25 protein-coding genes are annotated in these 26,957 nt (G+C 34.7%); 17 read left to right on the top strand and 8 right to left on the bottom strand.

Annotated elements, in window-relative coordinates; translation table 11 throughout:
• Positions 1–130: 130 nt before the first annotated feature.
• The 8 genes from X928_RS09540 to X928_RS09505 form a co-directional block, all read right to left on the bottom strand.
• Positions 131–1,459, bottom strand: coding sequence for a FliI/YscN family ATPase (locus tag X928_RS09540; protein ID WP_103079531.1), 1,329 nt, complete (start codon positions 1,457–1,459; stop codon positions 131–133).
• On the bottom strand, positions 1,446–2,144 hold the full coding sequence (locus tag X928_RS09535) for a hypothetical protein (protein WP_103079530.1): 699 nt from the start codon (positions 2,142–2,144) through the stop codon (positions 1,446–1,448). The genes X928_RS09540 and X928_RS09535 overlap by 14 nt, the downstream gene beginning before the upstream one ends.
• Positions 2,137–3,153, bottom strand: a complete 1,017-nt coding sequence (gene fliG / locus X928_RS09530; RefSeq protein WP_103079529.1) for a flagellar motor switch protein FliG — start codon at positions 3,151–3,153, stop codon at positions 2,137–2,139. The genes X928_RS09535 and fliG overlap by 8 nt, the downstream gene beginning before the upstream one ends.
• A 22-nt stretch (positions 3,154–3,175) precedes the next feature.
• On the bottom strand, positions 3,176–4,726 hold the full coding sequence (gene fliF, locus X928_RS09525; RefSeq protein ID WP_103079528.1) for a flagellar basal-body MS-ring/collar protein FliF: 1,551 nt from the start codon (positions 4,724–4,726) through the stop codon (positions 3,176–3,178).
• Positions 4,727–4,752: 26 nt separating this feature from the next.
• The gene (locus X928_RS09520; protein WP_103079527.1) at positions 4,753–5,766 is read right to left on the bottom strand and encodes a lytic transglycosylase domain-containing protein; all 1,014 of its coding nucleotides are present in this window, start codon (positions 5,764–5,766) and stop codon (positions 4,753–4,755) included.
• A gap of 11 nt (positions 5,767–5,777) precedes the next feature.
• Positions 5,778–6,605 (bottom strand): purine-nucleoside phosphorylase, encoded by an 828-nt coding sequence (locus X928_RS09515; protein WP_103079526.1) that lies wholly within the window; start codon positions 6,603–6,605, stop codon positions 5,778–5,780.
• A 15-nt stretch (positions 6,606–6,620) separates the two neighbouring features.
• Positions 6,621–7,133 (bottom strand): hypoxanthine phosphoribosyltransferase, encoded by a 513-nt coding sequence (hpt, locus tag X928_RS09510; RefSeq protein ID WP_103079525.1) that lies wholly within the window; start codon positions 7,131–7,133, stop codon positions 6,621–6,623.
• 193 nt (positions 7,134–7,326) lie between these two features.
• A complete protein-coding gene (locus tag X928_RS09505) occupies positions 7,327–8,061 on the bottom strand; it encodes a biotin--[acetyl-CoA-carboxylase] ligase (protein ID WP_245857228.1) in 735 nt (244 codons plus the stop codon).
• 438 nt (positions 8,062–8,499) lie between these two features.
• Here X928_RS09505 and X928_RS09500 point away from each other — a divergent pair, with 438 nt between their 5' ends.
• The 17 genes from X928_RS09500 to X928_RS09420 all read left to right on the top strand — a co-directional run bounded on the left by X928_RS09500 (position 8,500) and on the right by X928_RS09420 (position 26,947).
• The gene (locus X928_RS09500; RefSeq protein ID WP_169926376.1) at positions 8,500–9,603 is read left to right on the top strand and encodes an FtsW/RodA/SpoVE family cell cycle protein; all 1,104 of its coding nucleotides are present in this window, start codon (positions 8,500–8,502) and stop codon (positions 9,601–9,603) included.
• 3 nt (positions 9,604–9,606) lie between these two features.
• Entirely contained in the window at positions 9,607–10,527 is a 921-nt protein-coding gene (locus tag X928_RS09495) for a hypothetical protein (RefSeq protein ID WP_103079523.1), read from the top strand.
• Positions 10,524–10,991 carry a 23S rRNA (pseudouridine(1915)-N(3))-methyltransferase RlmH gene (locus X928_RS09490; protein WP_103079522.1) on the top strand — a complete coding sequence of 156 codons (468 nt, stop codon included), beginning with the start codon at positions 10,524–10,526 and terminating at the stop codon, positions 10,989–10,991. The genes X928_RS09495 and X928_RS09490 overlap by 4 nt, the downstream gene beginning before the upstream one ends.
• 66 nt (positions 10,992–11,057) lie before the next feature.
• Complete coding sequence (locus X928_RS09485) at positions 11,058–12,320, top strand: adenylosuccinate synthase (protein WP_103079521.1); 1,263 nt, start codon at positions 11,058–11,060, stop codon at positions 12,318–12,320.
• Between the two features lie 20 nt (positions 12,321–12,340).
• Entirely contained in the window at positions 12,341–13,813 is a 1,473-nt protein-coding gene (locus X928_RS09480; RefSeq protein ID WP_169926375.1) for an NAD(P)H-hydrate dehydratase, read from the top strand.
• Positions 13,814–13,883: 70 nt separating this feature from the next.
• Entirely contained in the window at positions 13,884–14,483 is a 600-nt protein-coding gene (locus tag X928_RS09475; RefSeq protein ID WP_146050367.1) for a thiamine diphosphokinase, read from the top strand.
• 15 nt (positions 14,484–14,498) lie between these two features.
• Positions 14,499–14,984 (top strand): metallophosphoesterase, encoded by a 486-nt coding sequence (locus X928_RS09470; RefSeq protein ID WP_103079518.1) that lies wholly within the window; start codon positions 14,499–14,501, stop codon positions 14,982–14,984.
• An 18-nt stretch (positions 14,985–15,002) separates the two neighbouring features.
• A complete protein-coding gene (gene yihA / locus X928_RS09465) occupies positions 15,003–15,593 on the top strand; it encodes a ribosome biogenesis GTP-binding protein YihA/YsxC (protein WP_103079517.1) in 591 nt (196 codons plus the stop codon).
• A 77-nt stretch (positions 15,594–15,670) separates the two neighbouring features.
• A complete protein-coding gene (locus X928_RS09460; protein ID WP_103079516.1) occupies positions 15,671–17,458 on the top strand; it encodes an ATPase in 1,788 nt (595 codons plus the stop codon).
• Complete coding sequence (locus tag X928_RS09455; RefSeq protein WP_103079515.1) at positions 17,451–18,215, top strand: SIR2 family NAD-dependent protein deacylase; 765 nt, start codon at positions 17,451–17,453, stop codon at positions 18,213–18,215. The genes X928_RS09460 and X928_RS09455 overlap by 8 nt, the downstream gene beginning before the upstream one ends.
• Positions 18,216–18,390: 175 nt before the next feature.
• The gene (gene asnS / locus X928_RS09450; RefSeq protein WP_103079514.1) at positions 18,391–19,695 is read left to right on the top strand and encodes an asparagine--tRNA ligase; all 1,305 of its coding nucleotides are present in this window, start codon (positions 18,391–18,393) and stop codon (positions 19,693–19,695) included.
• A gap of 71 nt (positions 19,696–19,766) precedes the next feature.
• Positions 19,767–20,771, top strand: coding sequence for a Holliday junction branch migration DNA helicase RuvB (gene ruvB, locus X928_RS09445; RefSeq protein ID WP_169926381.1), 1,005 nt, complete (start codon positions 19,767–19,769; stop codon positions 20,769–20,771).
• Complete coding sequence (locus tag X928_RS09440; RefSeq protein ID WP_103079512.1) at positions 20,764–21,453, top strand: YggS family pyridoxal phosphate-dependent enzyme; 690 nt, start codon at positions 20,764–20,766, stop codon at positions 21,451–21,453. The genes ruvB and X928_RS09440 overlap by 8 nt, the downstream gene beginning before the upstream one ends.
• Before the next feature lie 125 nt (positions 21,454–21,578).
• Positions 21,579–21,881: a YggT family protein gene (locus tag X928_RS09435; protein ID WP_103077406.1), complete on the top strand. Its 303-nt coding sequence runs from the start codon at positions 21,579–21,581 to the stop codon at positions 21,879–21,881.
• Positions 21,882–21,887: 6 nt separating this feature from the next.
• A complete protein-coding gene (locus X928_RS09430) occupies positions 21,888–22,712 on the top strand; it encodes an NAD(+)/NADH kinase (RefSeq protein ID WP_103079511.1) in 825 nt (274 codons plus the stop codon).
• 18 nt (positions 22,713–22,730) lie between these two features.
• A complete protein-coding gene (locus X928_RS09425) occupies positions 22,731–23,489 on the top strand; it encodes a phosphate signaling complex PhoU family protein (RefSeq protein WP_103079510.1) in 759 nt (252 codons plus the stop codon).
• A complete protein-coding gene (locus X928_RS09420) occupies positions 23,486–26,947 on the top strand; it encodes an LptF/LptG family permease (protein WP_103079509.1) in 3,462 nt (1,153 codons plus the stop codon). The genes X928_RS09425 and X928_RS09420 overlap by 4 nt, the downstream gene beginning before the upstream one ends.
• Positions 26,948–26,957 lie beyond the last annotated feature (10 nt).

Here is a 26,957-nt window from a genome sequence, read left to right as displayed (position 1 = left end):
TATTTTCTGCCTCCCGCTATTTAGTTATTTCCTTTAGAAACTCTAAAACCTTGTCTATAGCGCCCCTTCGCCCCGCAGCCCACCCATAAGGATAAAGGAGTCTTTGTCTATTTACCCTACTCTCCGCCCCCTAGTTGTACTTTTGGTATATTTCAAATAACTTTTTCAACGTTTGTTCGAAAGGGGCTTTTTCTTCGATTCTCTGTGTTAAAAAACTATTTATATTTTCTATTTCTTCCAAAGCTATGTCTACTTTTTTATTACTCCCCTTCTTATACGCACCAACTTCGATTAAATCCTTGGAATTTATATAACTAGCGTAAATATCTTTAACAAACAAAGCTGCTTTAAGGTGCTTTTCATCTACTACTTCTTTCATCAACCTACTTACACTGGAAAGGATATCTATCGGGGGATAATGCGAAGAATCTGCGAGGCTTCTTGAAAGAACGATATGACCATCGACTATACTTCTTACAGCGTCACCAATTGGATCGTTCATATCATCGGCTTCAACCAATACTGTATAGATTGCAGTCATACTTCCTTTCTCAGAGTTTCCAGCTCTTTCTAAAATTTTTGGCATATTTGCAAAGACGCTCGGTGTGTATCCTCTGGTGGTTGGTGGTTCGCCAATAGAAAGTCCTATCTCTCTCTGAGCCATAGCCCATCTAGTGATTGAATCCACCATCATTAAAACATTGTAACCTAAATCTCTAAAATACTCTGCGATAGTGGTGGCTGTGTAAAGAGCTTTTACTCTGAGTAAAGCAGGTGAATCTGAAGTTGAAACTATCAAAACAGATTTTTTTAGTCCATCCTCCCCAAGATCTTTTTCAATAAAATCTTTAACTTCTCTTCCTCTTTCTCCTATCAACCCAATAACGTTTATATCTGCTTCCGTATTTCTGGCAATCATGCCCAGTAAGGTACTTTTTCCTACGCCACTTCCTGACATTATTCCAATTCTTTGACCTTTACCAAGAGTTAAAAAGGCATCAATCGCCTTTACCCCTACAGATAAAGGCTCTTTAATCCTGTTTCTTAAAAGTGGGTTAGGCGCAGCTCTATATATACTTTTATTTTCATAACTCTTTATTTTTGAACCATCCAATGATCTTCCCAAACCATCCAACACGTGTCCTAAGAGTTCTGAGCTAATTTTCACGTTGATTTTACTATCTACTCTTTCCACCGGCGCCCCAACATAGATTCCACTGACATCCTCTAACGGCATCAACAAAACTCTATTATCAGAAAAACCTACGGTCTCTGCAAAAATCTTGGAACCATCTTTCAATTTTATTCTACATAGATCACCTAAAGCAACACTGGGGCCAATTGATTCAATAGTAACACCTATTATCCTACTAATTTTACCTTCCAGCTCAAATAAAGGCCTGTTTTGTAATTTATCAGTAAAATAAGCTAAAGAAGAGGAAAAATTATTTCTTTCCATTTAAAGCTTCCTCCAACATGTTCAAAATATCTTCAAAAAATGTTTGAGGAGTTAGATCGAAAATTCCTTGATCTGTTTCCAAAACTATTTGGTTATCTTTCAAAGAAGGATCTTCTACTATGTAAAAAAAGTCAGAAAACTTTTCCCTTATTAAATCGGCAAATTCTTTATTAAAAGAAGGACTCAGTTTAATTTTGGAATTTTGTAAGGAGGAAAGTTTCTTTTCTAAATTTTGAAAAATAATTTCTACCCACTGAGGGAAGTCAATCTTTTCTTTAAAATATCTTTCGACGACAGCCTTGATAGTGTTTTCGCAGAAAATTAAACTTTGCTGTGACAACTCTTTGATATAAATATCATACTCTTTTGATATCCTTTGAATTTGAGTGCTAACCTTTTTAAGCTCTTCTTCAAGGGTCTTTTTCCTCTCTTCCATATATTTACCTTGCTCTTCTCTTAATTTTTTAGCTTCTAATTCTGCATTTTCAATTATTTTTTGGCTGGTAATTTTAGCGTTTTCAATTATCTTTTGAGCTTCTTTTTGAGCATCTGACTCGATCTGCTCTTTTAATTTATCTTTTTCTCTTTTACTTTCTTCATATTGTACTTGCTCTATTTCTTCTACAGATAATTCAAAGGCTTTATCTAAAACAACAAATTTATTATTTACAATTCTTTTATTCAATCAATTCTTCACCTGCCCCGCCACCAGCTATAATAATCTCACCAGACTCTTCAAGTTTTCTGATTACATTGATGATTCTTTGTTGTGCTTCATCTACATCCCTAACTCTAACAGGTCCCATAAAATCTAATTCTTCTTTTATAATCTGTGAAGCCCTTTTAGACATGTTTTTAAAAATGACATTTTTAACTTCTTCGCTAGAACCTTTTAAAGCCATTGTTAAATCCTTACTATCTACTTCACGAAGTATTCTTTGTATAGATCTATCGTCCAACTTGACAATATCTTCAAAAACAAACATTCTTCTCCTAATTTCATCCGACAGCTTTGGGTCTCTTTCTGAAAGCTTTTCAAATATATTATTACTGACCGCCCTATCGATGTTATTCATTATTTCCGCGGTAATATCTATCCCACCAACCTGAGAAAAAGTTTGAACGGTGAAAGCAGAAAGACGATCCTTTAACCTACTTTCTATCTCTTTTACAATATCCGGGTTGGCAGAATCCATAGTGGAAATTCTTTTTATCACGTCTAATTGTAAAGATTCAGGTAGTTCAGAAATAACTTGAGAAGCGGCTTGAGGTGGAAGATAACATAAGATAAGGGCAACCGTCTGTGGATGTTCGTTTTGTAACACATTAACCATCTGTGACACATCCACTTTTCTTAAAAATTCAAAAGGTTTTACCTGCAAATTTGACACCAATCTATCTATTATATCTATGGCTTTTTCTGGTCCAAAAGTTTTTTCGAGAAGGTTTCTTGCATATTCAACACCACCGGTGTTGATATAATCTTTTGCCTTTATGTATTCTCCAAATTCGTCCATAACCGTTTTTTTTGTTTTTTCATCAATTTTTTCCAAATTTGCTATTTCTAAAGTTAATTGTTCTACTTCTTCTTCATCCAACTTTTTTAAGATTTTACTTGCTCTCTCAGGCCCCAATAGTACTAACAATATTGCAGATTTTTTTAAACCATCTAATTCTTTACTCTTTTCAGCCATTTAAAACAACTCCTTTTAACATTTAACGAGTTTTAAGCCAAGATTTAATGATATCTGCAACCTCATCGGGATTATTTTCCGCCAAAGTTGTAATCTCTCTTAATCTCTCTTGTTCGGGTGAAACTTCTTCAACCTCAACGCCTCTTTCTTTCATCGCTTCTTCAACTCTGGACTCTAACTGTCGCTTTCTTTCTTCGACGAGTTGCGAGGCCTTTCTGGCTCTACGAGCTCTAGCAATTAGGATGACAAGCATCATTAGGAATGCGATCACAATTATAGCAATTACAATATTCGTAATTCTTTGTCTTCTCTGTTGTAATTGATATTCAATATCCGCCCTCATCGCTTCCAAATCCCTATTGAACTGTATATCAACTAAAGAAATATTATCTTCAGGTGCACCAACGGCTGTTGCAATGGCTGTTTTAATTTGAGACCTCAACTCTTGATTATCTTCAACTTTACTGTTTTGAAAATCGATAAAAAGTGTTATGCTTTTATTGGATATTTCTCCGTTTTTATCTTCAATAGTCTTTTTATAAATCTCATTTACATCGTAGTTGGTTATCACATCTGAGCTGCTGTAATAATTTCCTGTACTCGTAGGCGTTTGATAAGTATAGGGGGGAATGTTGGAATCAACACCAGGTACCCCGCCAGAAGAAGGAGAAGAACTACTTTGTTCGGTCTTAGTCTGTTGGCTTAAAATTATTCCATTTTCATCCACAACCGGTTCGACTTTTCTTTGTTCTTCTTCTAATTTTTGCCAATTTAATTCTATCTCAGGAACAACAACAACATTCCCTAAACCAAAGACTGATTGTAAACCGCTTTCTACTTTTTGCTTATAATATTTTTCTATCTCGGCTTTTAGCTGAAATTTAGTATCAGCACTACTGATATCTTCTCCCACGGCAACCTGAGCACTCAAATCGTTAGAAAAATTATCTACTACTTTTACATTCTCTGGTTGCAACCCAGCTACAGCCCCGGCTACTAAATTAATTATTCCCTTAATTTGGTTTGAGGATACACTCATTCCAGGATTCAATACTAACAAAACAGATGCAGATGGTTTTGGGCTTTCACCAACTTGGTAGTAAGTTCTTGGAGGAATAACTAAATGAACGCGGGCACTTTGTACCGGTTCCATAGAAGCTATACTTCTAGATAATTCGCCTTCCAAAGCGATCTGATAGTTGACCTGCTTATCGTAACTGGTAGCTCCAAAGCCTTGGTTTTGAAGAAGTTCATAACCTTGAAGATTGTAGCCCAATGAACCTTCACTGGCTAATTTCATTCTCAACTCCGCTACATTCTGATTCGCAACGTAAATATTACCAAAATCATCTACTTTGTATTCTATACCCATTTCTTCCAACCTTGTTACAATATTACCCGCATTTGCTTGATCCAAACCTCCGATAAAAAACTCATAATTTTTTCTTGAAAGCAATATTGAAAAGAATACTATCAACACAATGATAGAAATTAACAAAACTATATAGTTTCGTTTTTTGCTTTTATCTAGATTTTTCCACCAGTCTCTTAATTGTTGCAAATACTTTTCCATAAAGACATCCCTTCCTGAGAACTTTTTTAAAAGGCTAATCTAAAACCTAGATTTATAGAAGTTTCATAAACTTCGTACCCCACGAAAAGGTCTAAGTTGTAAATTGAAAAATAACTGGAAAGCAGTAAATTGTCAGAATTTATTAATACTTTCGAGGTCCAATTATTCGTTAATTCGTGTTTATAAATTAACTCAGGATTTTCTGGCCCTTTAAGAATAAAGTTTTGCCACGGTAAACCAACGCGCAAAACAATATCTTCTGGAACGGTTTTACCTTTTATGCCAAAACCAAAATTCGTTCTAGGTACGTAGAAAAAGGTATAGCCATAATCTGTTTGGATGTCTATGGAATCTAATTCTAGTATTTGTTCTAAAGGAAATTCTAAACCAACATTCCCGTATATCTCAACTTTCCTATAAGCAAATCCACCTTTAAATTCCGTAGATATTTTATCTTCTGGGAAATAAGACACTCTACCTCCTATAAAATAAGGAGAATATATTTTTGTGTTAGAATAATTTAGTTGCGCTCTTTTTACCTTCTCATAGTATGCTTCACCAGCAGAAGATACCCTTCCAGACATAACTGCGGTAGGTCCATCATGGTATGCTATAATCTGCAACCTTTCATCATCAAAAAGCCGCCGAAGATAACCATGGTATTCTAAGGCACCTTTTAGATTGTCATATGGATCAAATAAATTATAAACGTGTAAATCGACCCCCGTTGGATTTTTCAATTGAAGTAGTCCCATCGCTTTAGAAGACGAAATAGCATGCGTGTAATTAGACGATTCTACCACCATTTGCCCACCTATCAATGTTCGCGGTTGGGACCACACACTTTCTAACAATTTATTTGAGTCCATTATTGGATATTTGTTAATAGTATAAAATTCCACTCCAAACTCTCCTGTGGAATTTGAATTGTATTCAAAATAAGTATTCGGTTTCATAAACAAGTAATCGTAAACTTCATAATAAGAAAAGAATAAAATTGGCAGAAATATAAAAATTGCCAACCCAACAAAAGCCTTCAAAAAAACACCTTCTAAAAGATATCTATTAGGTCCATGATGATATCTGCTATACTTTCACCTGTTTTTTCTGCAATCTTCAAAACTTCTTCTGCACTAACTTCTTTCAGTTCCTCAGGAACAGCTTTATCTGTTATAGCGGTGATACCTAAAATCTCCATACCAGCATGTTTTGCAACAATAGCTTCTGGTACGGTCGACATACCTACCAAATCAGCGCCAAAATTTCTCATCATAGCCATTTCAGCTGGTGTCTCGAATGTGGGGCCACTTAAACCTAAATAGACACCAGAATATACTTTAATGTTAAGTTTCTTAGCGGATTTAAAGGCTTCTTGAACCAAAGACTTCGAGTAAACTTCCGTCATATCAGGGAATCTAGGACCCCAATCATCGAAATTTGGTCCAATCAGCGGATTGTCACCAAAAAAATTGATATGATCTGTAATTATACACGGTACACCAACTTCAAAATCGGGGTTTAACGTTCCCGCTGCATTAGTCAATATGAGAGTTTCAATACCTAATTCTTGCATTACACGAATTGGAAAGGTAACCTCTTTCATAGTGTATCCTTCGTAGTAATGAAATCTTCCATTCATAAGTAATGTATCTTTGCCCTTCAAACTCCCTATCATCAATTCCCCTTTATGGCCCGGAGCGGTAGAGCTTGGGAAGTTTGGAATATCAGAATAAGGAATTGAAAGAGTTTCTTCTAAATTTTGAGAAATTTTCCCTAATCCAGACCCCAAAATGATCGCAATGCTGGGCTTTTTCATGGTCTTTTCTTGAATATACTTAGCTGCTTCTCTCACTTTTGATACGTATTGTTCAATGTCCATGTAATATTAGCCTCCTTATTCTATATAGCCAATGTACGGTAAATTTCTATATTTTTCGTTGTAATCCAATCCGTATCCTACTATAAATTTATCTCCGATTTCAAATCCAGGAAATCTTACTTGAATTCCGTGTTCATGAATCGTTTTTAAAACTATTGATGTAATTTCTAAAGAGGAGGGATTTTGCCTCTCTAAATATTTTACTATATATTTTAACGTATTTCCAGTATCCACAATATCTTCAACTATTAAAACATGCTTATTTTCGAGAGGCTCATCTAGCCAACTTTTTACTTTTACTTTTCCAGTGGTTATATCCCCGGAGTAACTAGATACCTGTATGAAATTATAATTAACGTTCAACTGTATCTTTTTTACCAAATCGCTAAAGAAATTAACGGATCCTTTTAAGACACATACGGCGACAATTTCATCCGTTATATTTTTATAATAATCATCTATTTGCTTAGCCAAATCCTCAACCTTTTTTTGTATTTCTTCCTCTGAAATAAGCACTTTTAGCGACATTATATACCTCCCCATAGAAATAAAAAATTACTCTCTTTATATTCTTAATTCTTTTAAAAATCAAAACTTCCCCAAAAAAATTCATTCTCAGAAATATTATAAGTTATTATGTTATTAGGAGTTATTTTATGGATCTAAATTCAACAAATATATTGTATCACAAGTAAAGGCCATTTGCTTCATTACTTAAAGATTATATCACAATTAATTCGCCAGAGTTTATTTTTCTTAGCTCCCCGTTATCGTCCATTATTTCCAAATAATCTGACTGGATATCGTTTACTATACCATAAATACTTCCATTATTTTCAGTTGATACTTGGACCTTATCTCCTACTTTCACATTCAAATGATTTAACCACATTTTTGTGATGGCTGAAATTGCTTTGGGTTTGAAGTATTTTAGATAATATGAATGGTAAGCAACATGGTTCAATTCATTCAAAAGTTTTCTCAATGGAATTTCCTTCCCAACAACATCTTTTAAAGCAATCGAGCTATTGGAGATTTCTTCACGTAATTCGTTGTTAACGTTTATTCCTACTCCCACTATAACGCAACTAGGTGAACCGCCATTATAAACACTCTCTCCTAAAATTCCACACACCTTTTTAGAATTTATCAAAATATCGTTAGGCCATTTAATGATGGGGTTCAACTTGTATTTTTTTTTCAAGACATTATAAATTACCAAAGAGTACATTCTCAAATAATAATATGGGATCAAAGGTCTTTTACGGGGTTTGAATAACACCGAAAACCACAACCCCCCCAAAGGAGAATACCACCTACTGTTTTTCCTTCCGTAACCTTCTGTTTGTTCTAAAGCCCAAACAACAGTTTCTGATGGCAGTTCACGCCAGTGTTTTTTGATGTAGTTGTTTGTTGAATCTACTTTATCCAAAAGAATCAAATTATCACCTATCATTTTAGCAGACTTTTCCTCCTCTTAAAAACTCTTTAGATAGCGCCCCTTCGCCAAACATTAAGGGGTAAACCCCTTAATATCCCCAAGTTCAAAATCATAGTTTATTGCAAAAAAGCTTTTTGTATAAGGCTACAAAAGGGCAAGCCCCTTAAAAGCCCCAAATTCGCGTAACATCATTTGCTTCGCAAATGAGAATTTGGAAATTGTTTCTAAAGCATTATAAAGAACCATTTTGCACAAAGCTGCAAAAAAACATAGTTCGCATACTACAGCAAACCCTCCCCACCCATAAGGAAAAAGGAGTAAGTTCTACTCCGCTCACCACCCATTCTCTATCTTTAGAAACGCGTTGTTTAATCTTTTGTATATCAATATGATATAATATATTGTTGATAAAAGGCAAACTCTTATCGAAATTTGTAAAAGGAGATATTTTTAGTGAATTCTTTTATTACAAATTTAATAGGTGAAAGAAAAGAACGCATAAAAAAAATAGAGATTATCCTCGTTATCGCTTACATATTGTTGGCATTTGTTGGATTTTTATCCGTTAAAAGCGCTGTAATCAATAGTCCTTTAGAGGGAATAGAAAATCAACAATTAATGTGGATTATTATAGGGATCTCTTTTTTTGCCATCAGCATCTTTATCCCAGAAAGGTTTATTAAGAAATATACTCCTATTTTATTTTATTTAGTAATTTTTGCCTTGGTTTTGGTACTGTTCACCACACCAGTTAGTGGGGCTAAAAGATGGATAAGGCTGGGTCCTGTAGGTTTTCAACCATCTGAAATATTTAAGCTGGTATTATTATTATATCTTAGTTATGTTCTTTCTCAAAATGATAATAAAAAGTTTTATTTTGCATCAATAATGATTTTTTTATCTGCAGGGTTAATATACAAAGAACCGGATTTTAGCACTTCGATTATCGTATTATTTACATGGTTTGTTCTAGTTTTCATTTCAGGAAGGTTCGAAAAATTATGGCAGTATTCTTTAGGATTAGCTTTGATTGGCAGTCCCATAATTTTTTACAACCTCCAAGAATACCAAAAAGGGAGAATAATAGGATTTCTCTTTCCTCAAACCTACTCTCTAAGTTATTATTATAACACCGCACAAGCGATAAAAGCTATAGGTTCTGGTGGTTTGTTAGGAGAAGGATACATGAATGGATACATGAATTTGAGTGGATTCGTACCTGAAAGTCATACGGATTTTATATTTTCCGTTATCGGAGAAGAGTTTGGATTTCTGGGGGTAAGTTTTATTCTAATACTTTATTCGGCAATACTTTGGAGACTATACGAAGGATACAAAAAAAGCGATGACCTATTTTGGAAGTATTTTTATGTTGGATCTGCATTTTTGTTCTTTTTCCATATTTTTCAAAATATTGGAATGAATCTAGGTATGTTACCAGTTACAGGCATTCCTCTGCCTCTGATATCAAATGGTGGTTCTTCTTTTGTTACTTTTTCTATAATATTAGGGATTGCAACAAAAGGTTTAATGATAGAAAAAAACATTACGAGGTGAACAATGATGAAAATCGTAGAAACTCTACCAAACATCAGTGAAGGGAAAAACAAAGAATTAATCAACCGAATCAAAGACCTTTCTGAGAATTTTGATAAGATTTGGTTTATTTCTTGTAAAAGCGATGAATACTTCAATAGAAGCTTCATCAGTGTTGTAGGTGAATTAAACCAAATAGAGACTTTCTTATTCGAAATGGTTAAAATATGTGTGGAAAATATAGATCTCAGAAACCATAGTGGGTATCATCCAAGAATAGGTGCTGTAGATGTTATCCCAATTGTTCCATTAATATCAACGACCTTTGATGAGGCGGATAATCTTGTAAAAAGATTAGCAAAAAAAATCTCTGAAAGTTTTGAATTGCCTATATATCTATACGAAAAATCCGCCAGAAACGAATACCGTAGAAATATTAACACCTTGCGAAAAGGTGAATTTGAATTCTTAACTAAAAAAATGTCTTTTCCTGAATGGGAACCAGATTTTGGCCCAAATCACCCACATCCCACTGCTGGAGCAACTATTATGGGGGTCAGAGATTTTCTAATATCTTTGGAATTTCATATTAACACCTTAGACAGGTGGTTAGCCGAACAAATAAAGCAAGAAATAAGCTTGAGTTTACCTGCTAGTGTATTTTTAGAAAGAAAACAAAACGGTAAATTCAGTCTTACTTTAAATGCAAAAGAAGGGGATGTGTCTCTCTATTTGCTTTACAGTAAAGTTAAAACGATAATAGAACATTTTGGAAGCGAAATAGAAAAAGTATCTCTCCCATCTCCTTTAACGGGGAAATTGTTTTTACAATCGTTTAAAAACTTAATAGGTAATTTGGATGGAGAATTATTTACAATAGAAGAAAAATTGTTAACCGAATCACAGATCACCAAGATAAAATATATTTCAAATGAAGAAAAATGACTAGAATCATAGTCGTAGGGCCTTTAAAAAGTTCCTATATAATAGATGGAGTCAAACAATATTTAAAATGGATAAAGAAGTTTGAAAAAATTGAACTAATACAACTTCCTTTATCTGGTGATTTAAACAAGACACCACCTTCGATTTACAAAGATAAAGATTTCAAAAAGTTCGAAAAATATTTCCCGGATTCTTTCAACGTTTTATTGGATGAAAGAGGAGAACAAATGGATTCTATAAAATTTTCGGAATTTTATGACCGCACAAAAAGCAGATCGCAAGGGAAACACATAAATTTTATTGTCGGTGGTCCTCTGGGTCATTCTGATAAAATTTACAATAAAGCGGATTATATTTTATCGTTATCTAAATTGACTTTTACCCACGAATTTGCGGTTTTGATTCTTTTAGAGCAATTGTTTAGAGTTAACAAGATATTGCACAATGAAACTTATCATTATTAAAATAAAAAAGTTACGGTATTTTTATCGCAGGAAGGGAGGAAGGTACGGTATCATCGTACAAAAATTATGGAAAAAATGTCGATTGTAGGTGCCCAATGGGGTGACGAAGGTAAAGGTAAAGTTGTTAATTACTTTTCAGAAAAGTTTGAATGGATCGTGCGTTTTTCTGGAGGTGCGAATGCAGGTCATACCATTTATTACAAAGGCAAAAAATATGTGAATCACATGCTTCCTTCTATTATGCCCAATTCTAAATCTAAAGGTTTTTTAGGTGCAGGAATGGTGTTGGATTTAGAAAAACTTGTAGAGGAACTAAATATACTAGAAGCTGATTTTCCTGGAATGTCCTCTAAATTTTACATTGATTTAGAAGCCTTTTTGGTTCTTCCTTGGCACAAAGAAGAAGACGAAATTATAGAAAGTATGAGGAAAAAGCCAATTGGAACAACAAAAAGAGGAATTGGACCTGCCTATACCGATAAGGTATCAAGGGAAGGCATAAAACTTTACTACTTGTTCGACGAAAAAATGCTTAAAGAACGTTTGGAAGACATATATTACTTAAAAAGTAGTCAGTATGGTGATAAATTGAAAACTTCAAAAGATGATGTGTTTGAATATTTAATGAAAACCAAAAATGAATTGGAAAAATTGAAAATAAATTACGCTAGTGCCGTAGAGATGGGGAATGTTTTCAGAAGTACATCGGTACTGTTTGAAGGAGCTCAAGGTGTTCTGTTAGATTTGGATTTTGGCACCTATCCTTTTGTCACATCGTCTTCTTGTATGGCTCATGGAGTTTCCTCCGTAGGCTTTTCAACGTTCGAACTAGATGAGGTTTATGGCGTACTCAAAGCTTACACAACACGGGTAGGATCGGGACCTTTCCCCACAGAAATTTTTGGAGAAGAAGGTGACAAAATTAGGGAATTAGGAAAAGAATACGGGGCGACAACAGGAAGACCAAGAAGGGTGGGTTGGTTAGATCTACCTGCCCTGAGATACGCAAAAATAAGGTCTGGGTTAACCGGGTTTGTAATCACCAAGGCAGATGTTTTAAATGGGTTAGATAAGATAAAAGTTTGTACACATTATGAGGTCAACGGAAAAATAAAAGACACTCCATCCTCTTCATACGACTTTTTTGTTGCCAAACCTATTTATACTGAATTGAATGGCTGGAAAGATACCAACGATATTAATTTCTTAAAATATTTATCGTATATAGAAGAACAAATCGGAGTTGATATTGACTACATTTCCTATGGGCCAAAAACTGAAGAAATGTTTTCAAAAAATAATTTGATATTGAATATTAAAAATAATTAAAAAATTTAGAGGTGAAAAAATTGAAAATACTCACTTCCTCCCAGGCAAAATTAATAGACAAATTGACTATAGAGAAAGGAATAGCCCCAGAAACGCTGATGGAGCAGGCAGCTTTTTCTGTGGCTGACATAGCGGAAACCTTTGAACCTACTTCAATTCTTTGTGTAGTAGGAAAAGGTAACAACGCAGGTGATGGAATTGCAGCGGGTAGGATTCTAAAAAATAGAGGTTACGACGTTGAAATACTTATAGTAGGTGATCCAACTCAAGGAAGTCCTGGCTTTAAAAAGCAACTTGAAATCGCCAAAAAATACGAAATTAATATTTATCGTTTCAATGTTGATGAAATTAATTATTCGCAATACGATCTCATAATAGACGGATTAATAGGTATAGGCTTGAAAGGAGAAGTCAAAGGAGAGGTCGCCGAAGCGATAACACACATAAACTCTTCAGAATCAAAGGTATTATCAGTCGATATTCCATCAGGAATATCATCTGACACAGGTGAAGTTCTAGGAACGGCAGTTAAGGCCGATCAAACGGTTACATTCGGCTTTTTAAAAATTGGTCATCTACTCTATCCTGCAAGAGAATATTGTGGAGAAATAAAAGTTGCTCCTCTATCTTTCGACAACTCGCTGGTAAACTCAATCAATCGAGAACTCATACTAGAAGATACCGTTAAGAACTTACTTCCAAACAGGCCTGATGATTCTTACAAGTACAAATTTGGAACAGTTCTAATACTCGCGGGTAGTGGAAAATACCCTGGTGCACCTATCCTTTCCGCTATTGGAGCTCAAAGAACTGGAGCCGGTATGGTTAAGCTGATTACACCAGGTGATTCCTCAAACGTTTTAGCTCTTGAACCATCTATAATTTACAGATCCTTAAAAAAAGAACATTTTGAAGAAAAAGACGTTGAAAATTTAAAGGAAGAAATCGAAAAATCTAGCGTCATCGTTTTAGGTCCCGGTATAACTGAAAATGCAAAAGGCTTTGTTACAAAATTAGTTAACACCTACAAAGATGACAAATTATTTGTTTTAGATGCAGACGCTCTATTAATTTTAAAAGAGAAAGAAGTAAAATTAAACAAAAATTTTGTCATAACCCCACATGTGGGAGAACTATCTAAAGTTTATAAAAATTTAAAAAACGACGTGTTCGGCTTGGAAGAGTACGCAAAAGAGTTGAACTGTACCATCGTATTCAAATCATCAACTACCTTGATAACAAACGGCGAAAAAACATATTTCAACATAACAGGTAATTCAAGTCTAGCCAAGGGAGGATCGGGAGATTTACTATCAGGAGTTATTGGATCGTATATAGCTCAAGGTTTATCCACGATGCAAGCTTGCCTCATTGGAAGCTATGTCGTATATAAAACTGCAAGAGATCTATCCTTAGAGTACACAAACTACTGTTTAACTCCGAAAATCATTGCTGACAATCTATATAAGACAATCCATCAATTAAACTCATGAATCTAAAACCCCATTGGGAGGCGGACAAACTATAGTTTATATAATATCTGGAGCAGAGCCAAGAAGCTCTTTGGAATTTTATAAGAAAATGATTCAAAAGGCACACTTGACAATCGCATGTGATGCTGGAATCAAAATCTTCAAAAAGTTAAACTCACCGCCAAACTATTTAATAGGAGATTTTGATTCTGCTTCTATTCAAGACCTTCAGTGGGCCGAAGATAACAACACGGAGATACTGAGATACCCAAAAGAAAAAGATGAGATCGATACCGAATTGGCTTTAATCTTTCTGAAAGAAAATCGTTATAAAAACATTGTTTTATCAGGGGTTTTAGGCAATCGTATTGACCAAGAAATGGCAAGTGTATTCCTCCTAGCCGAATACATAGATCTAAATCCTGTTATCCTTGAAGAAGACGTTAAAATTGGTATAGTAAATAAAAGAGTTGAAGAAGAAGCCCAGATCGGTGAAAGTTGGTCCATTTTAAGAATAGGAGAACCCGTTATAGGGCTTACTCTTAAGGGATTCAAATATTCATTAAATAAAAAAGATATCTTTGATTTCAAATCCCTAGGGATCAGTAATGAATCTAAAGAAAATAAAATAGAAATATCCGTTGAAAGTGGCATGGTTGTTTATATCAGATGGATCGACAAAAAATGGTAAGCAGGGGGCGATGTAATGTGGTTAGTATTATCTGATTCTCACGACAATATGGATAAACTTAAAAAGATCCCGGATATAATCCAAAGGTACAATATCGATACCATTTTCCACTGTGGGGACTTTGTAGCTCCTTTTACTTTACCGTATCTAATCTATGATGATATCGACTTTTATGGTGTCTTTGGTAACAACGACGGAGAAAAGTTGCTACTTTATGAAAAATCAAATAAAAAGATAAAAAATGGACCAATCACCGTAGAAAAAGATGGTAAAAAGATATTTCTGATGCACGAACCTTATTCCTTAGAAGCCGCTGAAAACTCAGGGATTTATGATTACATCTTTTTTGGCCATACCCATGAAATAGTAAATAGAAAAATCGGTAAGACCTTTGTGCTCAACCCAGGAGAATTTTCTGGATGGCTAACTGGGAAGGCAACTTATGGTATAATAGATCCAATAGATCCTAATGAAGCAAAAGTTGAAATCAAAGAACTTTAGAGGAGGACCATCGACATCTTGAAAGTATACAAAGCTCAATTAATAAAAACCGTTTACGACATTGAAGATCTTCCACCACCAGATAAAAAAGAAATCGCCTTTGCGGGAAGATCCAATGTAGGAAAATCAAGCTTTTTGAATGCCATTTTAGGCATTAAAATAGCAAAAGTAAGTTCTACCCCAGGAAAAACCAGATCCATCAATTACTACTTGGTGAATGATAAATATTACTTTGTTGATTTACCGGGATACGGTTTTGCCAGCGTTTCAAAGCAGGAAAAAGAAAGATGGAACATATTAATGAATGAGTACTTTAAAAACAGATTTTCTTTGAATGCCGTTTCTTTGCTTATCGATCATAGACATATGCCCCAAAAACTAGATTATGCTATGGTTGAATGGCTTAAAGATGTAGGTATACCTTTTTTGTTTATCTTAACAAAATCAGATAAATTAAAAAAATCTGTAAAAACTAAACTTTTTAAAGATATCAAAAGTAGTTTTTCAACTTATGGCGAATATATATATTTGCCTTTCTCTTCAAAAACCAAGGAAGGGTTAAAAGAGGTTTTGAAAACTATCGGTGAAATATTAGGCGAAGTTGATTAGTCTCAATCAGGGTGGAGAGCGGGGCAAGGGGCGCAATTTATAAAGTTTCTAAAGACCGTCAAAAGGGAGGGTAAAAAATGAGTTATGAAAGAACTGTATTGATCCCCGGGGAGGTATCTTATAGTAACATATCTCAAATACTAAATTCAAGCTATCTACTAGAAATAATCTCAGAATTAATCGAGGATGCCCAAGAGACACGCAATACGTTGTATCCTTTTTTTCAATTATTTCTAGTGGATGAAAGCAAACAAAAAGTTCATGAAAGGTATGACTTAGAACAAATTCGGCAACTACTCTTAGCATTATCTATAAACAGCTTAGACCATTTGGATGAATCCTCTTACTTTAGTTTCCCAAAATTATCTTCATACAGAGAAACGTTGGCTCTCTTTGTTGAAGATACTTTCAATCTATGGCGTTCAAAACACAGATTTATGAAAAAAGCGGATCCTTTCAGTCACAATTCAAGAACGAGGATTCATAAGCAAATATCCTTAGTTAAGAACAACTCTGATCTAAAAAGTTTAGTCTTGGGGGTATATAGACAAATCCTTGTCAACATTTCAGCCAGAAGGGTAAAAGTGCTCAGGCAACTTCCCGGGGGAGCTCAAGCAGGATTTATAGTTGATCGTCCTAAACCTAAACCAGAAGCTAAAATAGCCAATGCTGATTTTTTATACAATATGGAATATGTTTGGAGTGTAGTACTGGAACCACCCGTTATCTTTTATACATACTCTAATAAAAGAAGAGGGGTATTCAAAGTTGTCGATCGTCCTATATTAAACAAAATTAATATAGATAATCCACAGGATTGGCTCGTTTTCCCCATATACGTTAACGATAAATTGATATATGTTGTTGTTTACAAAGAATACTTCGCGATGGCAACAGGTTTGGCAAATTTGTACGAGTTTGCAGATTTTGAAAGTTTAGAAAACAGAAGACCTGATGGTATATACATCTTCGGTATGAATAAAAGTTTTTTTGAAAATGAAGACGATTACAATGGTATCATCTATAAAGAAGATGATGGAACTTACGTAGGACTTGTTGGAGATGATCCTTCTATAGACTACTTTGGTTATATGAAGAAAATGGTATTGACGATTCACAACTTAATAGTTATAGACGAAGATAGACTGCCAATTCATGGGGCTTTAGCTGAAATAAAGTTAAGAGATGGTCAAAGTTTCAACGTAATGATAATGGGAGATAGCGGAGCGGGAAAATCTGAAACATTGGATGCCTTAAACAGAATAAGAAAACAGGTATCCGAAGTGAATATTTTGATAGATGATATGGGCTCGTTAGACATTTTAGAAGATGGAACAGTAGTTGCATATGGGACAGAAACTGGTGCTTTTGTCAGATTAGACGACTTACAACCAGGTTATGCCTACTCTGCCATGGATAGAAGTATCTTTATGAATCCAAACATAACCAACGCCAGAGTTATTGTACCTTACTCCAATTATGAAGATATCATAAGACCTACTAAAATTGATTATTTCTTTTACGCCAACAACTATGAAAAAATAGACGAGAACAAACCACCAATTGAATTTTTTGATGACGTAGATAAGGCATTAGATGTATTTTCCAAAGGTGCAAGAATGGCAAAAGGTACAACTTCAGAGAAAGGTCTAACCTATAGTTACTTTGCAAATCCTTTCGGTGCAATCCAAAGAAGAGAAAAACACGAAAAAATTGCTAGAAAATACATGGAAACACTAATGAAAAGTAACGTCAAAGTTGGGACACTTCGAACGCAACTTGGTGTAGAAGGTTATGAGGACGAAGGCCCTTTAATAGCAGCCCAAGAACTTTTGAAATTTCTGAAAGGTGGGAAAGATGTCTGAAGCTGCGAAAAAATGTGCAGAATTAATTTATAAGTCAAATTCCATTGCGGTCCTAAGTGGTGCGGGGATGTCTACTAACGCAGGTATCCCCGATTTTAGAGGCCCTAACGGTATCTATACAAAGGCAAATATAGAAAATCCCGAAAGGATTTTCGATTTGGATTATTTCTATCGTGATCCTTCTTTGTTCTACAAGTTTCACAAAAAATTTTTAGAGTACATAACAAAGGCAGAACCAACATTTACTCACAAATTTTTAGTTCAACTTGAAAAGGAAGGTAAATTGAAAGGGATAGTAACTCAAAACATCGATTCTTTACACCAAAAAGCCGGTTCAAAGAAAGTCTATGAGATACATGGAGGATGCTGGAAAAATTACTGCACAAAATGTAAAAGGGAGTATTCTCAAGAAGAAATATTAGAAAAGATAAACAACGAAATAGTACCAAGGTGTGATAACTGTGGTGGTGTAATAAAACCAGACATAGTATTTTTTGGAGAACCAGTAAAATACTTAACAGAATCTGAAATATTGATGAAAAATTCTGATCTTGTCTTGGTTTTAGGATCCTCTCTTGCGGTTATACCAGCAGCAATGTTGCCATCCTTAACTAAAGGGAAGATAATTGTTGTAAACAAAGGTGAAGTATCAGAAATGTATCTCCCACCAGAAAAGGTAGCTCTCATTGTTAACGAAGAATTGGACACCTTTTTTACGCAAGTTGCCAAAGAGTATGAATCACTCAAAGAGGGATAAATGAGCAGGGTGGAGCCCCACTCATCCTTATGGGTAGGGAGCGGGGCGAAGGGGCGCTAAAACAGAGCATTGAGGGATTTCCCCTTTTTATCCTTGTGCAAAAAAATATTTTAAAACAAAAATATGAATTTGGGGATCTTAAGGGGCGAAGCCCCTTAACGTATGGAGGTGTAGCATGGATCCAAAATGGGTATATATAAAAGACTTCAAAAAATACATCGATCAAACAGTAGAATTTCGAGGATGGGTATGGAACAAAAGAAGCAGCGGTAAAATAGCTTTCTTACAGTTAAGGGATGGAACAGGTTTTATTCAAGGAATAGCTGAAAAGAAAAATTTTGATGATGAAACCTTTGAAAACATCAGAAAAATAAAAATGGAAAGTAGCATAATATTACAAGGAACCATAAAAAAAGACGAAAGATCTCCTGAAAACGTTGAATTACACATAACTTCCTTTAAAAAAGTACAAGAACCCATTGAAGACTATCCCATTTCTAAAAAAGAACATGGCATAGATTTTTTAATGGAAAACAGACATCTATGGATCAGATCGAGAAGACAGTTTCATATCTTAAAAATTAGAAACGAAATTTTAAAGGCAATTAGGGATTTTTATAATCAAAATGATTTTACTTTGATAGACACCCCTATATTTACCGGTTCTATAGGAGAATCTGCCGGTAACACATTCAAATTAGACTATTTCGATTATGGAGAGGTGTATCTAGCACAAACTGGTCAACTTTACTTAGAAGCTGCGGCGATGTCTTTTGGCAAGGTGTACAACCTTGGTCCTACATTTAGGTCCGAAAAATCAAAAACAAGAAGACATTTAATCGAATTTTGGATGAATGAAGCCGAAGTAGCTTTTTATAAACATGAAGACAACATCAAATTACAAGAAAGCTTGGTTTCTTTCATTATCCAAAGAGTATTAGAAAACGCTTCGGATGATCTAAAAGAAATTGGAAGGGATACAAATAAACTACAAAAAATTCAGCTGCCCTTTGAAAGAATGACATACACACAAGCGATTGATTTTCTGAAGAAGAAAGGTTTTGAAATAGAATGGGGAGAAGATTTTGGTGCAGATGAAGAAAGTGTGCTGGCTTCTCAATTTGAAAAACCCCTCTTTGTGGAGAAGTATCCTAGGAAAGCTAAGGCTTTCTATATGCAGCCTGATGAAAACAATCCTGACGTTGTACTCTGTGATGACTTACTTGCCCCTGAGGGTTATGGTGAAATAATAGGGGGTTCTGAAAGAATATGGGAAGAATCAATCTTAATAGACAGATTGAAAGAATTCAATCTTCCTTTAGATCAATACCAATGGTACATAGATTTAAGAAAGTTTGGTAGCGTTCCACACAGTGGTTTCGGCTTAGGCGTTGAAAGAACAGTAGCTTGGATATGTGGATTAGAACACATAAGGGAAGCTATACCTTTTGCAAGAACACTTTACAGAGTTTACCCATAAGATTCTAAGGAGTTTTTAATATGATCGAAAAAGAAAATACAAACCCAAAGAGGTTACTGGATCCCTCTTTTATGGGAGAGGATACAGGTTCAAAGAAATTAAGGCCAAACTACTTGAATGAGTTTATAGGCCAGGACAACATAAAAAAAAAGTTAAAGGTCGCGATAGAAGCTGCTAAAATAAGAAAAGAAGCGATGGACCATGTAATTTTAGCAGGTCCGCCTGGTTTAGGTAAAACAACCCTAGCTTATGTAATTTCCAATGAACTAGGGGCTAATTTGCAAATTACAAGCGGCCCTGTAATCGAGAAAGCAGGAGACCTTGCTGCCATTTTAACTAATCTAGAAAATGGTGACGTACTATTCATAGACGAGATTCACAGACTGAATAGAACCGTGGAAGAAATCTTATACTCAGCTATGGAGGATTTCCAACTTGACATTGTTATAGGGAAGGGGCCTTCTGCTCGTTCTATAAGGATTGATTTACAACCTTTCACGTTGGTGGGAGCTACTACAAGATTAGGCCTCATCGCTCCACCATTGAGAAGTAGGTTTGGAATAATTTTGGAAGTTGATTTCTACTCACCAAAAGAGATCAACTTCATCATAAAAAGAAGCGCAGAGATACTCAATATAAAAATTAAAGAAGATGCATCCCTCGTTTTAGCCCAAAGGTCCCGGGGAACCCCCAGGATTGCCAACAGACTTTTGAGAAGAGTTAGGGATTTTGTCCAAGTTTCTGGAAAAAACATCATAGAAGCCGAAGATGTAGACAACACAATGAAATTGTTAGAAATGGATGAAGATGGCTTAGATAAAATGGATCGAAAAATTCTTAAGACTATTATAGAAAACTATGAAGGTGGCCCAGTTGGCATAAATGCCCTAGCTTCATCGATTGGGATAGAGCCAGATTCGATCAGTGAGGTCTATGAACCATTTCTACTACAAGCAGGTTTCATTATCAGGACCCCGCGTGGTAGGGTAGCAACTGAAAAAGCCTATCAAAAACTCAATTACACCCCTAAAACTTCCAGTCAAAATATTAGTTTATGGGGGGAGTTTAATGAATAATTTTCTAATAGAAAATTATCACACCTTGTTAAATGAAATACAAGAAGTTGCTGAAAAATCAGGTCGAGATATGAACTCTATAAAATTAGTTGCTGTATCAAAGAATTTTCCAAGTGTTTACATAAAAACATTATACAACGAAGAACACAAAGATTTTGGAGAAAATCGGGCTCAGGAATTAAGACAAAAATATGAAGATCTAAAAAACCTTGACATTGTATGGCATTTCATAGGCAGGATACAAACCAACAAAATAAAATACATAGTTCCTATCGCAGAATACATACATTCAGTTTGGAGAATGAAAGAAATAGCGGAAATTCAAAAAAGAGCTGAAGAAATAAATAAAACACAAAAAGTACTTATAGAAATCAATATATCTGGTGAAAAATCCAAAGCTGGACTCATTCCAAGTGGAGTAGATGCATTTTTGAAAGATGCAACATCTTTTAAAAATATAAAAATAATCGGTTTAATGACGATGGCTCCTTACACTGACAACGTTGATGTTATAAGAAACGTCTTTCGGAGCTTAAAAGAACTTAGAGACAACCTAAATAAAAAATATCCTTCAATAAAAGAATTATCTATGGGAATGACTAATGATTACAAAATAGCCATAGAAGAAGGAGCCACCCTTTTAAGAATAGGAACAAGAATCTTTGGCAACAGATATCTTTAGATGGGCGGGCAACGGGGCAAAAGAATAAAGATTTCCTTTCCTTAGAAGGTGGGCTGCTGGGCGAAGGGGCTCTAAAACAAGTTTTAGAGCTTTCATATCCATACATATTATACGAGGAGGAAAAGATGTTCGTAATAGCAAATCTTTTAATAGCATTAGCAAGTATATTAAGAATAGTAATAGTATTTTTTGAATTTTGTATAATTGTATCCGCTTTATTAAGTTTCATAATGCCCTTTCAATACAATCGGTTTCGAGGTTTTGTTGATTCAGTTGCCAATATAATTTTGAATCCAATAAGAAGATTTATACCCACAGTAATAGGAAACATCGATCTATCTCCAATGATTGCTTTTTTGATATTGATGTTTTTAGATAGATTTTTGGTACAATCTCTATTGGACTTAGGTTATAGGATTGGGATGTAATTTTATATGAAGATCTTTATCTTTTACAATCCACTTAAGCTTTCTAACGATAACCTTGAAGAAAACATATTAAGACCTTTTAATGAAAGCAATATAGAGGTTCTTGGTTACGCTGCGGCGGGTTCTACTGTGGAGGAAAAACAAGCCCAAGCAGCTGATTTTTTCGTTGTTTTTGGGGGCGATGGGACAGTTTTGAAAATAGCTGAAATAGCCGCAATATTTTCAAAACCTGTAATAGCAGTTAATACAGGAAATTTAGGGTTTTTGAGTTCTTATTCCAGTTCTGAGATAAAAGAATTGATCGAAGATATACAAAAAGAAAACATTTCTTTTTCATTTCGGCACCTTTTAGAATGTCATGTAGGTACCAAAAAAGTCGTTGTTCTAAACGATATCGTCTTATTGAAAAGCCAGCCATTAGGCACTATGAACGTTGATGTAAAAATTCAGGAACATACTCTATTTTCATTCTCTGGAGATGGATTAATTGTATCAACGCCAACAGGATCCACAGCGTACGCCTTATCTGCTGGAGGTCCTATCATTCACCCCGAATTGAACGTCATCCAACTCATCCCGTTAGCTGCCCATGCCCTCAACATTAGGCCTTTCATAGCTCCTCCCACACAGAAGATAGAGATCATTTTGAAAAACATGACCAAGGGCTTTGCATATGTAACCGGTGATGGAGATATCATTCATAGGATGGAACCAGGAATGTCTGTATATGTAACTTCCAGTGAAATGACTATAAAACTAGCCCAAAGAAATGGCAACAATTATCTCAATGCGTTGGATAAAAAATTAGGGTTTGGCCGAAGGTTTGAATGATTTTAGGAGGCAAATAATTTGTTCAAAAAGGAGAATGTTATCCAAATCAACAGTATCAGTTTGAATCGACTGACACGATATCTGAATAATGTTTTGAGGATGGGCAGAATAGTTCAAGAAATGTACTATAAATTTGGGGATGCCTATCTAGAAAGAAACGATAAATTAGCAAAAGAAATAATAAATCAAGACGACAGATTAGATTTTATCGAGGCAAGCCTTAATTATGAAAGCGTTATTTTATTGTCTTCTGGTAATTACACAGGGATTTACTTAAAAGCTTGTTTCATGAGCTCGAAATTAGTTCAAATATTTGAAAACATGGGAGACATATGCGAAAAAAACTCAAAATTAATAATTGAAATACTCAAAACCCCTTCTACCGTAAACGCTACAAATTTTGAAGACAGTTTGGAATTAACCAAAGAGAATCTTTCAATAGTTTTATCCTCGTTATCAGATTTGATCAATATCAAAGCTGTCAAATTGATGACAGATCAAGTGAAAGAAAGTTTTTTTGAGAAAGCGAAGAAAAGTTGCATTCTCAATGAAGAAGTAAGGGGGCTTATCGATGCTTACAAATCGTATTTGTACAAATCCAAAGAATCCATTAAATCCGCTTCACTTCATATAGAAGTCTTAAACAATTTAGCAAACTTTTCTGATTTTATCACAAACATCTCCGAAAATATCATTTGGGCGTTGACAGGGGAGTTGTACAAATGTAGAAATAACGATTTAGAACTCTTCTATTTCTTAGGAGAAGAAAACTCGTGAAAAAACTCTTCAAATACGTTTCAAAAGAATTCATACCACCATTTTTTATGGGCTTAATAGCTTTTATAGTCTTTGTGAGCTTAGAGTTGCTTTACCAACTATCGGAAATAATAGTCAGAAACAATGTGGGATTTTCAAAACTACTGATATTGATTTGGTATCATCTACCATATTTTATTTCCATGGGAATTCCTGTGGGAGTGCTATTTGGTATATTTTGGGTTATTTCAAAACTCTCCTCTGCAAACGAAATAATAGCTCTACAAACGTTGGGAATACCGATGAAGAAATTAATCATACCTTTTATGACTATATCTCTATTGTTATCTTTTTTTACATTTGCACTCTTCAACACCATCGTACCCGTATCAAACTACAAGGCAAAAGAAGCGATGGCATTGTATGTCTATCAAAGACCTCAAGCACAGATCGAAGAAAACCAATTTGTCGATGTTGGTGATGGAAGATACCTCTTTGTAAAACAAATAGATAGAGAAAGTGGAATTTTATACGACGTGCTCTTATACGAGGTAAAAAATGATTACACCGCTGTTTTTAACGCTCAGCAAGCTCAAAAAGGTCCTGACGGATGGTACATGAAAAACGGAAGGATGTTTAGAACCAACGAAGATGGTTTCCTCGACTTAGACATAACTTTTGATCAATTGCAACTCGATATCCAAGAAGATGTCGAAGAATTTCTGAACTTCTCTAAAAGCGCTAACGAAATGACCTCAAAAGAGCTAAAAGAAAAAATAACTACTTTTTCCAAACTTGGGTTGGATGTCTCCGGTCTAATAGTTTCTTACCAGTCTAAATTCGCTAACTCTTTGGCTCCCTTAGTAATTTGTATTTTAGGAATTGCCTTGTCTCTGTTTCTGAACCTGACAAGTAAATCTTGGAGCGTAATTACAACGTTTGTGCTGGTCATAATTTATCAAGGTTCTGGGGCTTGGTTGTCTGCTTTGGGAAAAGAGCATATAATAAATCCAACGATATCCGTTTGGATTCCCAACATAATATTTGGTATTATTGGTATTTTTCTATTCTTAATGCTGGATACAAGAGTATCTTATAAACTTCTCGAGCCTTTGAAAAGGGTCTTTTCTATAATACTGTTTATTTTTGTTGGTTCTTCTTTTTTTTCTGCACCTGTAAATATAACGAGTGAAGATTTTTATTTGAAAGATGATATGTTATTTTTAGAAGGTAACGTCTATGTAGAGTATGAAGGTTCTACAATAAAAGCCGATTCAGCTCAAGGTGAATTAAATGAAGATGGAACGATTAAAGCAGCAACTTTCTTTGGAGATATTACTTATCTATATGAAGATACCTCTATACAAGCCTCAGAGATAACCGTAAACTTTGAGGAAGACTCCGCAGTCTTTTTAAATTCATATACCATACAAAAGTATAAGGCAGAGAAAGAGGTAGATGTACGCATATGGTCTGAAAGTATGGAAAAACCGATGCAAGAGAATATAATAGAAACAAACCAGACGAAATTAACTACATGCGAGGATTGTATTACTTATTATTTTTCAGCCAGAAAAGTCGACATATTCCCAGGATATTTTTTGATAGCCAGGGACGTTGTCCTTAGTTTTTTTGGAGTCCCTGTTCTATACCTACCTTTCTATTTTCAAAGTTTATCAGAAGATGAAGAAGAACCCATGTCTCTCACCTTTGGATACGATAACAACGAATTTTTCCTATTAACAGAAATTAATTATAAGTTTGAAAATGGATCTAAGGTTCATTTATCTTACAACACGATCAATGATCTAGCCACTTCGGAAACTGATAAAGAAGTGACACTAAAATACGGGGTCCCCTTTTTATATGGAAGTTTGAATCTATTTACAGGTCTAAATTCCCCAGATACATACAATAACAACTTAGGAGTTTCGTACCAATTTTTTGAAGATAACAAGGAAAGTGAAATTGCCAAATTAGAGTTTCAACTTGAACCGTCTACAAAAGATAAATCTTTGTTGTTAAATATCCCAAAACTAGAAACGAATTTGGGGGATCTTAAAAATATAAAATCACACATTTATTGGGATTCGAAGGGATTTGATGATATTTTATTTTTAAACGTGGAATCTCAAGCGTTTCAAAAGAGATATGGGAGATCTTTGATTTCTCTTTCAAAGCTTAAGCTCAACTCTCATTCATATGGGGACATATCCGACCTTTCAATGGATCAAATATGGGATACGAAAGAAAGTGAAATAGATGTAGAAGGAAAGTACAACTTCTATGAAACATTTGCCAGAATGTACGGCGACTTTGATTACGCTTACACCACCGTCGCAACCGAAACCACTAAAAATCGATTAACAACGAAAAACACCTTCTCTTACACAGATACCCTTTATGAGATTGATAGAAATAATTTTGATTTAAAATTCAACATGGAGGATGCGATTCATTTCAACTATTATAACGACTTTATACCTGGTGAAACATACTCTTCTGGAAAATCGCTCTTTGATTACTCTTTAGAACCCGGATTTGATATTAGTTTAGGTGTTTTCGAATTTGGTAACTCCTTAGAATACATAAAGGTTTTAGAAAACTCTCTCACTCCCTCTGCCACAGACGAATTGAATTACAACGATTACGTAGGATATTCTTTCTCTATCTTTGAAAAAAATTTTACGAACTCCGCAAAGTTAAGTAGAAGTTTTGATCTGAAAAATGCCGAAAATTTCCCCAATTTGCAAGAAATGGAACTTCAAACTCAAACCAATATAAATCTATTAAACACTAAAAATACCTTACAAACACAAACAGAGTTTGATATTACTAATCCCGATACGATCCAACCGGATACAACAAACGTCAAACTAACCAACGTCATTGGCCTTTTAACCCATAGAAGTGAATTCGATTATCACCATCAAGAAGAGATTAAGGTTGATTATATTGAAAACAGAGAAATTTTGAGGTACAATAGAAATCGACTACAATTGGATTATAGTTATTATTTTCATGAACAAACATTCACCAAAAAGATCCCAGAGCTTTTAACATATTTTCTTTTTTATTATGAAGGTAACAAAATTTACGGGGATTTTGACATGAAGGAAGAGTACACTGTCTACGACTTAGACCTAAATTTCTTGGAAAAAAACTCAAATTACTCTTTTGGAATAGACACAACCTACCGTATTTCAGAGTCTCTTGAAACAGGCTTCGACATAAACAACAGGGATAAAAGCGAGTTTGCAAAAATAACCTTTGATTATAATATAGAGAATCAAAGCTGGGATTTCACCGAGTTTGAAATACAGAAAAAGATTATATGTTGGACGTTGAACATACAGTCTAAATTTTCCTTACTACCCCAGTTTGATTTAGCTTCGCTCAGAATATCTTTTTTTATCAATTATATACCCGATAAAAATATCTCATATGGTGATGAAGGGTTTGAATTTGGATTAATGTGAGGAGGAATAT

Source organism: Petrotoga miotherma DSM 10691 (genome assembly GCF_002895605.1).
Lineage (GTDB): Bacteria > Thermotogota > Thermotogae > Petrotogales > Petrotogaceae > Petrotoga > Petrotoga miotherma.
Note: the sequence above shows the minus strand (reverse complement) of the source record. Positions and strands in the feature narration are given on the sequence as shown.